The organism is Microbacterium sp. NPDC077644, assembly GCF_040702785.1.
Classification (GTDB): Bacteria; Actinomycetota; Actinomycetes; order Actinomycetales; family Microbacteriaceae; genus Microbacterium.
The window spans coordinates 43103-58661 of the sequence record NZ_JBFBME010000002.1 but is presented as its reverse complement, the minus strand read 5'-3'; the positions used below and the strand labels follow the sequence as shown (position 1 = coordinate 58661).

Genomic DNA, 15559 nt, shown 5'->3' with positions numbered 1-15559 from the left:
GCTGAGCGCCCTTCGACTCGCGTTGCTCGCTCAGGAACCGCTGAGCGAGTCGAAGCCGACTCTCGTAGGCTGGCGCCATGACCGCCTGGCTGCCCGACGTCCTCGGGGACGAGTTCGAGCAGACCACGCTGCCGCTCGGAGTGGACCACGAGGGTGAGGTCGTCGCGACGCTCGTGCGGGCTCTGCCGCTGGCGCTGCCTGAGCCGCCGAGCGGCTGGGAGCGGTTCATCCGGCGCCTGCGCGGGAGGCCGCGGAGCGATCCGACCCCGATGCTGGACGGGGTCGATGTGCTGTACGTGCACGGCTGGTCGGACTACTTCTTCCAGAAGCGTCTGGCCCGGTTCTGGACGTCTCGGGGCGCCCGATTCTTCGCCCTGGACCTGCGCAAGTACGGTCGGAGCCTCCGCGACGGCCAGACGCCCGGCTATGTCACGGATCTGAAGACGTACGACGAGGACATCGCGGCGGCGCTGGAGGAGATGCGCCCCGATGCCGCCGGCGATCGCCGGCTGGTGCTCATGGGGCACTCGACCGGTGGTCTGGTGCTCAGCCTGTGGGCATCGCGTCATCCGGACGCTGCGGATGCCGTCATCCTGAACTCGCCCTGGCTGGAACTGCAGCTCGCGCCGCTGCGCGCCGCGATCATCCCGATGATCGAGCTGCAGGCGCGGCTGCGCCCGATGGAAGCCGCTCCGCAGATCGACCTCGGCTTCTACGCCCGTGCGCAGGCGGCGGTCGCCGACCCGGACGACCTGATGGAGACGAATCCGACGTGGCGCCCGGTGCCCGCGATGCCGGTGCATGCCGGCTGGCTCCGCGCGATCACGCGCGGTCATCGAACGGTCGCCGAGGGCCTGACGATCACCGCGCCGGTGTGCGTGCTCCTCTCCGCGCGCTCGGCGCTGCCGACGAGATGGTCGGACGAACTGACCTCGGCCGACACCGTTCTCGCCGTCGACGGCATAGCGCAACGGGCGCTCGGGCTCGGATCCTCCGTGACGATCGAGCGCATCGACGGCGCCCTGCACGACGTGTTCCTGTCGCGCAAGCAGGCGCGTGACGACGCCTACGCCCGGCTCGACCGCTGGGTCACCGGGTGGGCGGCGGCTACCGGTAGTTGACGAACTGCAGGTCGATGTCGAGGTCCGACCCCTTGAGCAGCGCGATCACGGACTGCAGGTCGTCGCGGCTCTTGGACTGCACACGCAGCTCGTCGCCCTGGATCTGGCTCTTGACGCCCTTCGGGCCCTCGTCGCGGATGATCTTGCCGATCTTCTTCGCGTTCTCGGACGAGATGCCGTCCTTGAGCGTCGAGACGATGCGGAACTCCTTGCCGCTGGCGAACGGGTCGCCCGACTCGAGGCTCTTCAGCGAGATGCCGCGCTTGATGAGCTTCGACTGGAACACATCGAGAACGGCCTTCGCGCGCTCCTCGGTGTTCGCCTTGATGAGGACGGACTCGCCGCTCCACTCGATCGAGGCGCCGGTGCCCTTGAAGTCGTAGCGCTGCTCGACCTCCTTGCGGGCCTGGTTGAGGGCGTTCTCCGCCTCCTGGTGGTCGACCTTGCTGACGATGTCGAACGATGAGTCTGCCATGGCGCCATCCTATCGATTCACGATTCGCCCCACGATCTTGAAAGCGCTTCCAGTATCGCGACTGTGGTCCCCGCTTCTGTCACAGCTTGGTATCGGCCCTCTCGGACATTGCTTTACAGGCCCGGCGCCATGCATACTGTAAGCGCTTGCAGTTTCTTGCACGCAGCAACCAAGCATCGAGAGAGGCAACACCAATGAAGGTGAACAAGAGAGGCATCGTCGCCTTCGGCGCGATCGCAGCCATTTCCACGCTCACGCTCGCCGGATGCGCGAGCGGCGGCGCGGACACCCAGGGAGGTGGCGAAGAGTCCACCGATTCCTCGCTCACGGTCTGGGTGGATGCGGAGCGCGTCGACGCGCTCCAGGGCGCCGCCGACGCGTACGAGGAGAAGACCGGCGTAAAGGTCGAGATCGTCGGCAAGGACGTCGACACCATCAAGGACGACTTCATCCAGCAGGTTCCGACCGGCAAGGGCCCCGACATCACTATGGGCGCACACGACTGGCTGGGCGAGCTGTCCACCAACGGCGTCGTGGCTCCGCTCGAGCTCGGCGACTCGGCATCCGACTACCTCGACGTGGCTCTCCAGGCCTCGACGTACGACGGCACCGTGTACATGCTCCCGTACGCGGTCGAGAACATCGCCGTGCTGCGCAACGCCGACCTCGTCGCCGAGCCCGCCACCGACTTCGCCGACATGATCGCCAAGGGCAAGGCCGCGGGCCTCGACCAGCCGTTCGTCGTCGAGCAGGGCGCCGAAGGCAACCCGTACCACCTGTACCCGTTCCAGACGGCCTTCGGTGCCCCCGTCTTCGGCACCGACGCCTCCGGCAGCTACGACGCCACCGACCTGCAGCTCGGCAGCGAGGGCGGCACGGCCTTCGCTCAGTGGCTCGGTGAGCAGGGCGCCGCCGGCGTGCTGAACACCGACATCGACGGCGAGATCGCCAAGCAGCAGTTCCTCGATGGCAAGGCAGCCTTCTGGCTGACCGGCCCGTGGAACGTCGGCGCCGCGGTCGACGGCGGCATCAATGTCGAGATCGACCCCGTCCCGAGCCCGACCGACCAGGTCGCCTCGCCGTTCGCCGGCGTCAAGGGCTTCTTCGTCAGCTCGGAGTCCGACAACAAGGTCGCGGCGAACGACTTCCTCGTGAACTACCTCGGCACCGAGGACGTCCAGCTCGAGCTGTTCAAGGCGGGCAACATCCTCCCCGCCCTCACCGCTGCGGCCGACACCGCGGCATCCGACCCGATCATCGCCGGTTTCCAGACCGTCGGTGCCGACGCCGTCCCGATGCCGGCCATCCCGGCCATGGGCGCCGTGTGGGAGTTCTGGGGCGTGGCCGAGGCCGCCGTCATCAACGGCGCCGACCCGGCCGCGACCTGGCAGAAGCTCGCCGACGACGTCGCGGCAGCGATCAAGTAACACCAGTGAGCCTGTCGGGGCGAGCGCAGCTGCGCTCGCCCCGACAGCGTGATGACGGGATGAAGATGAGCGACCCCACAGCTGTAGACAAGGCGGAGGCGGAGCAGACCCCGCCCCCGACCCGGCGCCAGCGTCAGGCTGCGAGCATCGCCGAGGCGGCGTCCGGACGCATCGGCTGGATGCTGCTGAAGATCGTGCTCCTCGCGATCGTCGATGCGATCGCCCTCTACGCGGCCTTCGTGCTGTTCACCCACCACGAGTGGGTCGTGCTGGCGCTCGTCGTCCTCGTCACGGTGCTCGTCAACTACATCTACTTCTCGCGCAAGGCGGTCCCCGCGAAGTACCTCACGCCCGGCGTGATCTTCCTGATCCTCTTCCAGGTGTTCACGCTGCTGTACACCGGCTACATCGGATTCACGAACTACGGAACCGGTCACAACGGGTCGAAGGATCAGGCCGTCGCCGCTCTCATGCGCTCGGCGCAGGAGCGCGTCGAGGATTCGCCCGTCTACCCGGTCACAGTCGTGGAGCAGCTGGGCACGCTCGGCCTGCTCGTCACCGACCCGGATGACGGCGACGTCAGCGTCGGAACGAACGACCAGCCGCTCGCAGACGTCGACGGCGCGACGATGGACGGCGGCAAGGCCACCGCGGTCGACGGATGGACCTCTCTCAGCTTCGCGCAGGTGCTGGCCCGCTCGAACGAGATCGAGCAGCTCTCGGTGCCGTTCAGCGACGACCCCAACGACGGCGCCATCCGCACGCCCGACGGTCAGAACGGCTACCTGTACGTCTCCTCGCTCGAGTACGACGAGGCCGCCGGCACCATGACCGACACGGACTCGGGCACCGTCTACGAAGACATCGGCACCGGCGCGTTCACCTCGGCGGACGGCGAGGAGCTGCTGCCCGGCTGGCAGATCACCGTCGGCTTCGACAACTTCGTCCGCGCGGTGACCGATGAGTCGATCCGCGGGCCGCTCATCTCGGTCACGATCTGGACCTTCGTCTTCGCCCTGATCTCGGTGGCGTCGACCTTCTTCCTCGGCCTCCTGCTCGCGCTGGTGTTCAACAACACCCGGATGCGCTTCCGCAACGGCTACCGCATCCTGTTGATCCTGCCCTACGCGTTCCCGGCGTTCCTGTCGGCCCTGGTGTGGGCGGGCATGATGAACGAGAGCTTCGGCTTCATCAACCAGGTGATCTTCGGCGGAGCATCCATCCCGTGGCTGACCGACCCCGTCCTCGCCAAGGTGTCGGTGCTCATCGTCAACCTGTGGCTCGGCTTCCCGTACATGTTCCTGGTGTGCATGGGCGCTCTGCAGGGCATCCCCGAAGAGGTCAACGAAGCCGGTGTCATGGACGGCGCGAACCCCTGGCAGATCTTCCGCCAGATCAAGCTGCCGCTGCTGCTGGTCACCGTCGCGCCGCTGCTGATCTCGTCGTTCGCGTTCAACTTCAACAACTTCAACCTGATCTACATGCTCACCAACGGCGGCCCGCGGTTCGACGACGTGTCGATCCCGGTCGGCCACACCGACATCCTGATCTCGATGGTCTACAAGGTCGCCTTCACCGGCCAGACCCGCGACTACGGACTGGCGTCCGCCTTCACGATCATCATCTTCATCGTCGTCGCTGTGATCTCGATCATCAGCTTCCGCAAGACCAAGGCGCTCGAGGAGCTGAACTGAGATGACCACCACGACCCCCACGAAGGTCCGCCGGCGCTCGTTCGGCGCCTGGTTCGCCGACACCGGATGGCGTCACCTCGTCGCCGTCGTCGTCAGCATCTTCGCGATCTTCCCGCTGCTGTACGTGTTCTCCGCGTCTCTCAACCCGCGGGGCACCCTCACTGGATCGAACCAGCTGTTCTCGGCCGTCGGCATCGACAGTTACGTGCGCATCCTCACCGACCCGCAGAACCCGTACGCCAAGTGGTTCCTGAACACGCTGATCATCGCCGTGGTGACCGGGTTCGTGACGGTGTTCATCGGAGCGTGCGCGGCATATGCCTTCTCGCGCATGCGGTTCGCCGGGCGCCGCGTGGGGCTGGTCACGATCGTCGTGGTGCAGATGTTCCCGCAGCTGCTCGCCGTCGTCGCGATCTTCCTGCTCATGACGACGCTGGGGGACTGGTTCCCCGCGATCGGCCTGAACACGCACACCGGCCTGATCCTCGTCTACCTCGGCGGCGCACTCGGTGTGAACACGTATCTCATGTACGGCTTCTTCAACACCATCCCGAAGGAGCTCGACGAGGCCGCCCGCATCGACGGCGCCGGCCACGCGCGCATCTTCTTCACGATCATCCTGCGCCTGGTCGCGCCGATCCTCGCGGTGGTCGGGCTGCTGAGCTTCATCGGAACGGTCAACGAGTACGTCGTCGCGAGCGTCATGCTCATCGACCCCGAGCAGCAGACGCTCGTCGTGGGTCTGACCAAGCTCGTCTCGAACCCGCGGTATGCGGACTGGTCGGCGTTCTCGGCGGGCGCCGTGATGGCGGCGATCCCCGTGATGGTGCTGTTCCTGTTCCTGCAGAAGTACATCGTCGGCGGGCTCACCGCCGGGGCGACGAAGGGCTGATCGCCTCGCTGCGCTGTCCCGCGCGTGTCCGCCCGGCGCCGACGGCGCACCGGTCGTACCGTGGAGGCATGGCACGGGCGGACGGCAGCAACATGGCGCTGAGCTGGATAGCGGGCGTGATCTGCACTGCTGTCGTCGCCGCGCTGCTGTGGCTCGCGGTACCGATGGGGCCGGTCATGGTCCAGTTCGTCGGCGACACGCTCCGTTCGGTCGCGCCGGGCACAGCTGAGACCCCGTGACCGTTGCGGCGGCGCGCGGTCGCGGGTCGGACGACACGTCGGCACGCCTCCGCTTCGGCGCACCGACGCGGCGATATTCTCGCACTGCACATTCCGACGAGAGGCGCCCCCATGAGTGACCCCGAGGTCCCCCAGCACGAGCAGAAGTCCGACGTCGACGACGTCGTCGACAGCGCGAACGCCGGCCTCGCCGAGGCCGAGGCGGCGCGCGCTGACGTGAACGGAACGCCGGCCGCAGACGCCGACACCACGCAGGATGCCGTTCCGGCGGATGCCGCGGACGCCACCACGACGCAGGGTGCCGACACGACGGCGGACGCCGTCGACCCCGACCTCGCCGCCTTCGAGGCCGCGGAGCGCGACCACCCCGGAACGTTCGCGGCGCCTCCCGCGGCATCCGATGAGGGCGGTTTCCGTCCTGCAGACGCCGAGCCTGCGGCATCCGTCGCTCATGACGACTCGATCGCCGACACCGCGTACCGACCGACCGTGCAGGACGACACCGACACACGCGTCGTGCCGTCCGAGCCCGTCGTCGGCGCAGCGGCTCCCGCGGTGCTGCCCGTGCAGCAGCAGCCCATCTTCGTGCAGGCACCCGAGCCGCCGCGCGAGCGCGGCAACCGCGGCACGGCCGGCGCGATCGGTCTGCTGGCGACGCTCGCGTTCGCCGTGCTCTACCTCGCCGCTCAGCTCGGCTTCGGTGCGCTCGCCGGCGACGTCACGGCTGACAATCTCGCCGATGCCGCCCTCGCGCCGCTGATGACGTGGGGCTTCTGGACGCCCGTCGTCGTGTTCTTCATCGGCTTCTGGCTCCTCGGCGCGATCATCAACCGCGGCCGCTGGGGCCTGTGGGTCGTCTTCGGCCTGCTCGTCGGCGTCGCCGCCTACCTCGGGTACATCCTCGGCCAGCTGTTCGAGGCGCCGTTCTGGCTGATCACGGCATCCGAGGCATCGGAGCTCGTCGGGCAGCAGCTGTTCACGCCGCTCGCCCTCGCCGCATTCGTGCTCGGGCGCGAGCTGACCATCTGGTTCGGTGCCTGGGTCGCCCGCAGCGGCGCCCGCAAGACCGAGCTCAATGACGAGGCGCAGCGCGAGTACGAGCGCACGCTCGAGGCCGGTCCTCAACTCTCGAGGTAATCGAACATGTCCACGCCAGACCCCCGCGGCCCCGTGCCTGCGGGGGTCTCGGCCGTTCTGGCGACGGTCATGACGACGATCGGATTTTTCGCCCTGTCCGTGTTCGGCCTCGGTGCACTGAGCATCGCGACGGACGCCGACGTCATCGCCGTCCCCGGGCTCGGGCAGGGTCCGGGCATCGTGGGCATGGTCGCGGCGGTCGCCGTGTTCGCCGGCATCCTCTGGCTCGCCGTCCGGATCGCCCATCCCCGGTTCCGCTCCGTCTGGACCATCGCCCTGGGATCGGCGCTCGCCCACCTGATCATCGTCGGCATCGCGTCCCTCATCGTCACCGGCGAGTTCGTCACGGCGCTGGCGGTCATGGGGGGCCTGGTCACCGGGGGAGCGAGCCTCGTGGTCCTCGTCGCGGCGGCGGTCGCTGGGTGGGCCGGGGTCGCGCTCCGGCGCACGCGCGCGTCTCGCCCGCGTTGGCCGTGGGAGAAGGACGACGCCGACTGAACGGGATGCCGGAAATCTGCGGTGTTCGCGCTCATCCGCCGTACGCTTGAGCTGTGAAGCGCTCGCTGGAGACGCAGGTGGACCAGGCCGTCGAGGCCTGGTTGCGCTGGGTGCCGCGCTGGGAGCCGGCCACCCACCGCGGTCGAGTCGCGCCGTGTCGGCGCTGCCTCGGCTCGCCGATCCTCTCGGCCGTGGGTATCGGGTCGAACGTGCCGCACGGTGTTCAGCACGGCCTCTCCACCCGCATCAAGACCGTCGTCGACCATGCGGTCGCCGAGTACACCGCACGCAATCTGCCGATGCTCCAGGCCGAGCTCGACCAGCAGGCTGCTCGCAACCGCGCGCGCAGCTACCGTCCGTCCGAGAACCTCGATCCCGAGTACGAGGGCATGCCGCTGGACCCGGATCCTGTGCCGGGCGCTCCGTTCCTCTTCACGATCGCCGCTCTCGCCGACGACGACGTGGCCGAGCTTCCGCCCCTGCCGCCGCTGTCGGACGAGGCGAAGGCGGCGCTGCGTCAGGAGGTCGGTCTCGCCGACGAGTACGCGAACATGATCGGACGGGAGATCTGCGGGATGCTCCTGCGGCACCGTCTGGCCGTGCAGGGTGCGATCTCGCAGTACGTGGAGCCGCAGATCGAGGCGCTGCTGGCGGAGCTGACCCAGGCGCTGGACTCGCCGTTCGATCCGGAGACGCCGTAGCAGCAGCATCCGCGGTCATTTGACCGCTTGCGTTACGCGGGATTACACTTGATCAGGTGTGTGCACGTCTCGGCGTGCCTGCATACGGGCTCCGGTCCATACCGGTCAGCCCCCACGGCATACCCACCACACCAAAAGCACGCCTGATCGGGCGCGCCGGTGGGTCATGATGTGAAACCCATCATGCTGTCACCGTGCAGCACTATGAGGAGAGAACGTGCCAACCATTCAGCAGTTGGTTCGCAAGGGTCGTTCGCCCAAGGTCACCAAGACCAAGGCGCCCGCCCTGAAGTCGAACCCCCAGCAGGCCGGGGTCTGCACCCGCGTCTACACCACCACCCCGAAGAAGCCGAACTCGGCGATGCGCAAGGTCGCTCGTGTGAAGCTCCGCAACGGCACCGAGGTCACCGCCTACATCCCCGGTGAGGGCCACAACCTGCAGGAGCACTCGCTCGTGCTCGTCCGCGGTGGTCGTGTTAAGGACCTCCCCGGTGTGCGTTACAAGATCGTCCGCGGCGCCCTGGACACCCAGGCTGTCAAGAACCGTAAGCAGGCTCGTTCCCGCTACGGCGCGAAGAAGGGTTGAGTTAGATGCCTCGTAAGGGACCGGCCCCCAAGCGCCCCGTCGTCAACGACCCCGTATACGGCGCTCCGATCGTCACCTCGCTGGTGAACAAGATTCTCGTCGACGGCAAGAAGTCGCTGGCCGAGTCGATCGTCTACGGCGCCCTCCGCGGCGTCGAGGCGAAGAACGGCCAGGATGCTGTCGCCACCCTCAAGAAGGCGCTCGACAACGTGCGCCCCACCCTTGAGGTCCGCAGCCGCCGCGTCGGTGGCTCGACCTACCAGGTGCCGGTCGAGGTCAAGCCTCACCGCGCCAACACCCTCGCGCTGCGCTGGCTCGTCAGCTACGCCAAGGGTCGTCGCGAGAAGACGATGACCGAGCGTCTCCAGAACGAGATCCTCGACGCGTCGAACGGCCTGGGCGCTGCAGTCAAGCGTCGTGAGGACACTCACAAGATGGCCGAGTCGAACCGCGCGTTCGCTCACTACCGCTGGTAAACAGCTTCGCCGGGGTCGATCCCCGAGCCTGTCGAAGGGCTCGACCCCGGCACCCCCTCTCTTCGCAGTTGCACTGCTAGACAGAAAAGGACACTCCTGTGGCACAAGACGTGCTCACCGACCTGAGCAAGGTCCGCAACATCGGCATCATGGCGCACATCGATGCCGGCAAGACCACCACCACCGAGCGCATCCTGTTCTACACGGGCGTGAACCACAAGCTGGGCGAGACGCACGACGGCGCCTCGACCACCGACTGGATGGAGCAGGAGAAGGAGCGCGGCATCACGATCACGTCTGCCGCCGTGACCTGCTTCTGGAACAACAACCAGATCAACATCATCGACACCCCCGGTCACGTGGACTTCACGGTCGAGGTCGAGCGCTCGCTGCGCGTCCTCGACGGTGCCGTCGCCGTGTTCGACGGCAAGGAGGGCGTCGAGCCCCAGTCCGAGACCGTGTGGCGTCAGGCCGACAAGTACGGCGTTCCGCGCATCTGCTTCGTCAACAAGATGGACAAGCTCGGTGCCGACTTCTACTTCACCGTTGACACGATCGTGAACCGCCTGGGCGCCAAGCCGCTCGTGCTGCAGCTCCCGATCGGTGCCGAGAACGACTTCGTCGGCGTCGTCGACCTCATCGAGATGCGCGCGCTGGTGTGGCCGGGTGACGCCAAGGGTGACGTGACGATGGGTGCCTCGTACGAGGTGCAGGAGATCCCCGCCGACCTCCAGGCCAAGGCCGAGGAGTACCGTCAGCAGCTGCTCGAGACCGTCGCCGAGACCGACGACGAGCTCCTCGAGAAGTTCTTCGGCGGCGAAGAGCTCACGATCCCCGAGATCAAGGGCGCCATCCGCAAGATGGTCGTCGCGAACGAGATCTACCCCGTGCTCTGCGGCTCGGCGTTCAAGAACCGCGGTGTCCAGCCCATGCTCGACGCCGTCGTGGACTACCTCCCCAACCCTCTCGACGTGGGCGCCATCGAGGCTCACGACCCGAAGGACGAGGAGAAGGTCATCGAGCGTCGCCCCAGCGCGGACGACCCGTTCTCGGCCCTCGCGTTCAAGGTCGCCGTGCACCCGTTCTTCGGTCGTCTGACCTACGTCCGCGTGTACTCGGGTCACCTCGACTCGGGTTCCGCCGTGGTCAACTCGACCAAGGGCAAGAAGGAGCGCATCGGAAAGATCTTCCAGATGCACGCCAACAAGGAGAACCCGGTCGACTCGCTCACCGCGGGCAACATCTACGCCGTCATCGGCCTGAAGGACACCACCACCGGTGACACCCTCGCCGACCCGGCCGCCCCGGTCGTCCTCGAGTCGATGACGTTCCCCGAGCCCGTCATCGAGGTCGCGATCGAGCCGAAGACCAAGGCCGACCAGGAGAAGCTGGGTGTCGCCATCCAGAAGCTCGCCGAAGAGGACCCGACGTTCCGCACGGAGCTCAACCCCGAGACCGGTCAGACGACCATCAAGGGCATGGGCGAGCTGCACCTGGACATCCTCGTCGACCGCATGAAGCGCGAGTTCCGCGTCGAGGCGAACGTCGGCAAGCCCCAGGTGGCATACCGCGAGACGATCAAGAAGGCCGTCGAGAAGCACGACTACACGCACAAGAAGCAGACCGGTGGATCGGGTCAGTTCGCGAAGATCCAGTTCACGATCGAGCCCCTCGAGGTCACGGCTGAGAAGACGTACGAGTTCGAGAACAAGGTCACCGGTGGCCGCATCCCGCGCGAGTACATCGAGCCGACGAACCAGGGCTTCCAGGACGCCATGGCCACGGGTGCCCTCGCCGGCTACCCCATGGTCGGTGTCAAGGCGATCCTGATCGACGGTGCGTCGCACGACGTCGACTCCTCGGAGATGGCGTTCAAGATCGCCGGCTCCATGGGCTTCAAGGAGGCCGTGCGCCGCGCGAACCCCGTGCTGCTCGAGCCGCTGATGGCCGTCGAGGTCCGTACTCCCGAGGAGTACATGGGCGACGTCATCGGCGACCTGAACTCGCGTCGTGGCCAGATCCAGTCGATGGAGGACGCCACCGGCATCAAGATCGTGCGCGCCTCGGTGCCGCTGTCCGAGATGTTCGGCTACATCGGCGACCTGCGCTCGAAGACCTCGGGTCGCGCGGTCTACTCGATGGAGTTCGACTCGTACTCCGAGGTCCCCAAGGCCGTCGCGGACGAGATCATCCAGAAGACCAAGGGCGAGTAAGCCCTTAGCCGACCGGCCCCTTCGCGGGGCCGGTCGGACAACACACAACTTCACAAAGCCCTCTCTACTAAACTGAGAATCAAACCCCGTAGAGAACCGGTCACAATCCAGTGCCCGGCAATCTCTACACGAACGTCCTGAGGAGGACCCAGTGGCCAAGGCCAAGTTCGAGCGGACCAAGCCGCACGTGAACATCGGAACGATCGGTCACGTCGACCACGGCAAGACGACGCTGTCCGCAGCCATCTCCAAGGTGCTCGCTGACAAGTACCCGTCGGACACCAACGTTCAGCGTGACTTCGCTTCCATCGACTCGGCGCCGGAAGAGCGCCAGCGCGGTATCACGATCAACATCTCGCACATCGAGTACGAGACCCCCAAGCGTCACTACGCGCACGTTGACGCCCCCGGCCACGCCGACTACGTCAAGAACATGATCACCGGTGCTGCTCAGATGGACGGCGCCATCCTCGTGGTCGCCGCCACCGACGGCCCGATGGCTCAGACCCGCGAGCACGTCCTGCTCGCCAAGCAGGTCGGCGTTCCGTACCTGCTCGTCGCGCTGAACAAGTCCGACATGGTCGACGACGAGGAGATCCTGGAGCTCGTCGAGCTTGAGGTCCGCGAGCTGCTCGCCGGCCAGGGCTTCGACGAGGACGCTCCCGTCGTCAAGGTCTCGGCGCTCAAGGCGCTCGAGGGCGACGAGAAGTGGGTCGACTCGATCCTCGAGCTCATGCAGGCCGTCGACGACAGCGTTCCGGACCCGGAGCGCGACCGCGACAAGCCGTTCCTCATGCCGATCGAGGACGTCTTCACGATCACCGGTCGTGGAACGGTCGTCACCGGCCGCGCCGAGCGTGGAACCCTCGCCATCAACTCCGAGGTCGAGATCGTCGGCATCCGCCCGACGCAGAAGACCACGGTCACCGGTATCGAGATGTTCCACAAGCAGCTCGACGAGGCATGGGCCGGCGAGAACTGTGGTCTGCTGCTCCGTGGCCTCAAGCGCGAGGACGTCGAGCGCGGCCAGGTCGTCGTGAAGCCGGGTTCGGTCACCCCTCACACCAACTTCGAGGGCACCGCCTACATCCTCTCGAAGGAAGAGGGCGGCCGTCACAACCCGTTCTACACGAACTACCGTCCGCAGTTCTACTTCCGCACCACCGACGTCACCGGCGTCATCACGCTGCCCGAGGGCACCGAGATGGTCATGCCCGGCGACACCACCGACATGACGGTCGAGCTCATCCAGCCGATCGCCATGGAGGAGGGCCTCGGCTTCGCCATCCGTGAGGGTGGACGCACCGTGGGTGCCGGTACGGTCACCAGCATCATCAAGTAAGTTCTCTTACTCCGCAGCGGGGTCGGGCCTTCGGGCCCGGCCCCGCTGTCGTGCGTCCGGAATGTCTCTTCCGTCCGGCGATGTCGGCGTGCACAATGAGAGAGCCGCGGGAATGTCCCGTCGGCATCACGGCCTCTGAAGGGGGAATCTCATGGGTATCGATGACCTGGTGAACAAGGGCAAGGACCTGTACGAGCAGAACAAGGAAAAGGTCGACGGTGCTCTCAAGAGCGACCAGGCCGAGGACGTCAGCGACAAGGTCCTCGACGGCGTCGCCGACTTCGCCAAGAAGATCGCCCCCGGAGCATCCGAGAAGATCGACGAGATCCGCGACGCAGCCGACAAGTCGATCGGCAACGAGTAGAAGATCCTCGAAGGCGGCGTACCATCGGGTGCGCCGCCTTCGCTGTGTCCGCGCGGGTTCGACGCGCGACACGCCCGGGTTTGCGCAAGTGAAATCCGGCATGGCAGAATAGACAGGTTCCACATTCCGGCGGTGCGCAGTGCGCGCCTGACGGATCACTGCCAGGGCAGTGCATAGACGGCATCCGTTCTCCCGAACACGAGGATGCAGGGTTCTAGGCCGCGGGCAGCAGAACGACACCACCTCCACCAGGAGGTTCTGCCGTGCGCCGAGAGGTGCGCGGGCTGACAGAAGAACAGTGGTGCGCATCCCTTCGACAGTCATGTCGTCGGGGGAGTGCCTGGCGCGAACAGCGCCGACGTGCGTCCAATGCCCCTGGGTCACCCGATCCAGGCCGGTACGACGCCTTAAAGAGAGTGAGCAGACAATGGCGGGACAGAAGATCCGCATTCGCCTGAAGTCGTATGACCACGAGGTCATCGACACGTCGGCGCGCAAGATCGTCGACACCGTGACCCGTGCGGGCGCGACTGTCGTCGGCCCCGTGCCGCTTCCGACGGAGAAGAACGTGGTCGCCGTGATCCGTTCTCCCCACAAGTACAAGGACAGCCGCGAGCACTTCGAGATGCGCACCCACAAGCGTCTGATCGACATCGTCGACCCGACGCCGAAGGCTGTCGACTCGCTGATGCGCCTCGACCTCCCGGCCGACGTCAACATCGAGATCAAGCTGTAAGGGGTCTGGAATGGTTGACATCAATTCGAAGATTTCCAAGGGGATGCTGGGCACCAAGCTCGGCATGACCCAGGTGTGGAACGCGGACGGCAAGCTCGTCCCCGTCACCGTCATCGAGCTGGCACCCAACGTGGTCACCCAGGTCCGCACGCCCGAGAAGGACGGCTACAACGCCGTTCAGATCGCTGCCGGCCAGATCGACCCCCGCAAGGTGAACAAGCCGCTCACCGCCCACTTCGAGGCTGCCGGCGTCACGCCGCGCCGCCACGTCACCGAGATCCGCACCGCGGATGCTGCTGACTACTCACTCGGTCAGGAGATCACGGTCGACGGCGTGTTCGAGGCGGGCCAGCTGGTCGACGTCGTCGGCACCAGCAAGGGCAAGGGCACCGCGGGTGTCATGAAGCGCCACAACTTCAAGGGCGTCTCGGCATCGCACGGTGCACACCGCAACCACCGCAAGCCCGGTTCGATCGGCGCATCGTCGACCCCGAGCCGCGTCTTCAAGGGCATGCGCATGGCCGGCCGTATGGGTGGCGAGCGCGTGACCGTCCTCAACCTGACGGTGCACGGCATCGACGCCGAGAAGGGTCTGCTGCTCGTCAAGGGCGCCGTCCCCGGTGCTCGTGGCCGCGTCGTCTACGTCCGCAACGCAGTGAAGGGGGCCTAGTCCATGGCTGACTCGACTCTCGCGCTCGACGTCTTCAAGGCCGACGGCAAGAAGGCAGGCTCCATCGAGCTGCCCGCCGCGCTCTTCGACGTCAAGACGAACATTCCGCTCATCCACCAGGTCGTCGTCGCGCAGCTCGCGGCGGCTCGCCAGGGCACGCACTCGACCAAGCGTCGTGGCGAGGTCTCCGGCGCCGGCCGCAAGCCCTTCAAGCAGAAGGGCACGGGTAACGCCCGTCAGGGCTCGATCCGCGCGCCGCACATGACCGGCGGTGGCATCGTCCACGGCCCCAAGCCGCGTGACTACTCGCAGCGCACCCCCAAGAAGATGATCGCCGCCGCCCTCCTGGGCGCGCTCAGCGACCGCTTCCGCGGTGAGCGCCTGCACGCCATCGAGTCGTTCGGCATCGACGGCGTCCCGTCGACCAAGGCTGCCGCGAAGTTCCTCGCGACCGTCGCCACGTCCAAGAACATCCTGGTCGTGACCGAGCGCAACGACGAGCTGACCACCAAGAGCATTCGGAACCTCTCGAACCTCCACGTGATCAGCTTCGACCAGCTCAACGCCTACGACGTGCTCGTCTCCGACGACATCGTCTTCACCCAGGCCGCTCTCGAGGGCTTCATCGCCTCCAAGACCGGCGCAACCGAGGAGGTCTCGGCATGACCGAGCAGAACGGCGCCCTCCAGACGGCGTTCAACAAGGACCCCCGCGACATCATCCTGAAGCCGGTCGTCTCTGAGAAGAGCTACTCGCTGATCGATGAGGGCAAGTACACGTTCCTCGTCGACCCGCGCGCGTCGAAGACCGAGATCAAGCTCGCCATCGAGAAGATCTTCGATGTCAAGGTCGCGTCGGTCAACACGATCAACCGCGTCGGCAAGGCCCGTCGCACCCGCTTCGGCACCGGTAAGCGCAAGGACACCAAGCGCGCCATCGTGTCGCTCAAGTCGGGCACCATCGACATCTTCACGGCAATCGGCTGATC

The 15559-nt window shown here is 66.5% G+C and carries 18 protein-coding genes; 17 read left to right on the top strand and 1 reads right to left on the bottom strand.

Annotated elements, in window-relative coordinates; genetic code table 11:
* The first annotated feature begins 77 nt into the window (after positions 1-77).
* Positions 78-1121 (top strand): alpha/beta hydrolase, encoded by a 1044-nt coding sequence (locus AB0269_RS07185; RefSeq protein WP_366210566.1) that lies wholly within the window; start codon positions 78-80, stop codon positions 1119-1121.
* Here AB0269_RS07185 and AB0269_RS07180 read toward each other — a convergent pair.
* The gene (locus AB0269_RS07180; RefSeq protein WP_366210565.1) at positions 1108-1596 is read right to left on the bottom strand and encodes a YajQ family cyclic di-GMP-binding protein; all 489 of its coding nucleotides are present in this window, start codon (positions 1594-1596) and stop codon (positions 1108-1110) included. The two genes, AB0269_RS07185 and AB0269_RS07180, sit on opposite strands and share 14 nt — an antisense overlap.
* Before the next feature lie 194 nt (positions 1597-1790).
* On the opposite strand from AB0269_RS07180, the gene AB0269_RS07175 reads away from it, so the two are divergent.
* The 16 genes from AB0269_RS07175 (at position 1791) to rplW (ending at position 15557) form a co-directional block, all read left to right on the top strand.
* Positions 1791-3023, top strand: coding sequence for a maltose ABC transporter substrate-binding protein (locus AB0269_RS07175; RefSeq protein WP_366210564.1), 1233 nt, complete (start codon positions 1791-1793; stop codon positions 3021-3023).
* Between the two features lie 65 nt (positions 3024-3088).
* On the top strand, positions 3089-4717 hold the full coding sequence (locus AB0269_RS07170) for an ABC transporter permease subunit (RefSeq protein ID WP_366210563.1): 1629 nt from the start codon (positions 3089-3091) through the stop codon (positions 4715-4717).
* A 1-nt stretch (position 4718) separates the two neighbouring features.
* A complete protein-coding gene (locus AB0269_RS07165) occupies positions 4719-5609 on the top strand; it encodes a sugar ABC transporter permease (RefSeq protein WP_175985176.1) in 891 nt (296 codons plus the stop codon).
* Between the two features lie 68 nt (positions 5610-5677).
* Entirely contained in the window at positions 5678-5848 is a 171-nt protein-coding gene (locus AB0269_RS07160) for a hypothetical protein (protein ID WP_175985178.1), read from the top strand.
* A 111-nt stretch (positions 5849-5959) separates the two neighbouring features.
* Positions 5960-6985 (top strand): ABC transporter, encoded by a 1026-nt coding sequence (locus AB0269_RS07155; RefSeq protein ID WP_366210562.1) that lies wholly within the window; start codon positions 5960-5962, stop codon positions 6983-6985.
* A gap of 6 nt (positions 6986-6991) precedes the next feature.
* On the top strand, positions 6992-7483 hold the full coding sequence (locus tag AB0269_RS07150; protein WP_366210561.1) for a hypothetical protein: 492 nt from the start codon (positions 6992-6994) through the stop codon (positions 7481-7483).
* A gap of 53 nt (positions 7484-7536) precedes the next feature.
* Positions 7537-8184 carry a spermidine/putrescine ABC transporter substrate-binding protein gene (locus tag AB0269_RS07145; RefSeq protein WP_366210560.1) on the top strand — a complete coding sequence of 216 codons (648 nt, stop codon included), beginning with the start codon at positions 7537-7539 and terminating at the stop codon, positions 8182-8184.
* A gap of 217 nt (positions 8185-8401) precedes the next feature.
* Positions 8402-8770, top strand: coding sequence for a 30S ribosomal protein S12 (gene rpsL, locus AB0269_RS07140; protein ID WP_017201609.1), 369 nt, complete (start codon positions 8402-8404; stop codon positions 8768-8770).
* A 5-nt stretch (positions 8771-8775) separates the two neighbouring features.
* Positions 8776-9246: a 30S ribosomal protein S7 gene (gene rpsG / locus AB0269_RS07135; protein WP_017201608.1), complete on the top strand. Its 471-nt coding sequence runs from the start codon at positions 8776-8778 to the stop codon at positions 9244-9246.
* 98 nt (positions 9247-9344) lie between these two features.
* The gene (fusA, locus tag AB0269_RS07130) at positions 9345-11459 is read left to right on the top strand and encodes an elongation factor G (protein ID WP_366210559.1); all 2115 of its coding nucleotides are present in this window, start codon (positions 9345-9347) and stop codon (positions 11457-11459) included.
* Between the two features lie 151 nt (positions 11460-11610).
* Complete coding sequence (gene tuf, locus AB0269_RS07125; protein ID WP_175985187.1) at positions 11611-12801, top strand: elongation factor Tu; 1191 nt, start codon at positions 11611-11613, stop codon at positions 12799-12801.
* A 151-nt stretch (positions 12802-12952) separates the two neighbouring features.
* The gene (locus tag AB0269_RS07120; RefSeq protein ID WP_366210558.1) at positions 12953-13165 is read left to right on the top strand and encodes a hypothetical protein; all 213 of its coding nucleotides are present in this window, start codon (positions 12953-12955) and stop codon (positions 13163-13165) included.
* Between the two features lie 427 nt (positions 13166-13592).
* Positions 13593-13901: a 30S ribosomal protein S10 gene (gene rpsJ, locus AB0269_RS07115; RefSeq protein ID WP_085018734.1), complete on the top strand. Its 309-nt coding sequence runs from the start codon at positions 13593-13595 to the stop codon at positions 13899-13901.
* A 10-nt stretch (positions 13902-13911) separates the two neighbouring features.
* A complete protein-coding gene (rplC, locus tag AB0269_RS07110) occupies positions 13912-14571 on the top strand; it encodes a 50S ribosomal protein L3 (protein ID WP_366210557.1) in 660 nt (219 codons plus the stop codon).
* A gap of 3 nt (positions 14572-14574) precedes the next feature.
* Complete coding sequence (rplD, locus tag AB0269_RS07105; RefSeq protein WP_366210556.1) at positions 14575-15237, top strand: 50S ribosomal protein L4; 663 nt, start codon at positions 14575-14577, stop codon at positions 15235-15237.
* Positions 15234-15557 (top strand): 50S ribosomal protein L23, encoded by a 324-nt coding sequence (gene rplW / locus AB0269_RS07100; protein ID WP_175985201.1) that lies wholly within the window; start codon positions 15234-15236, stop codon positions 15555-15557. The genes rplD and rplW overlap by 4 nt, the downstream gene beginning before the upstream one ends.
* Positions 15558-15559: the final 2 nt, after the last annotated feature.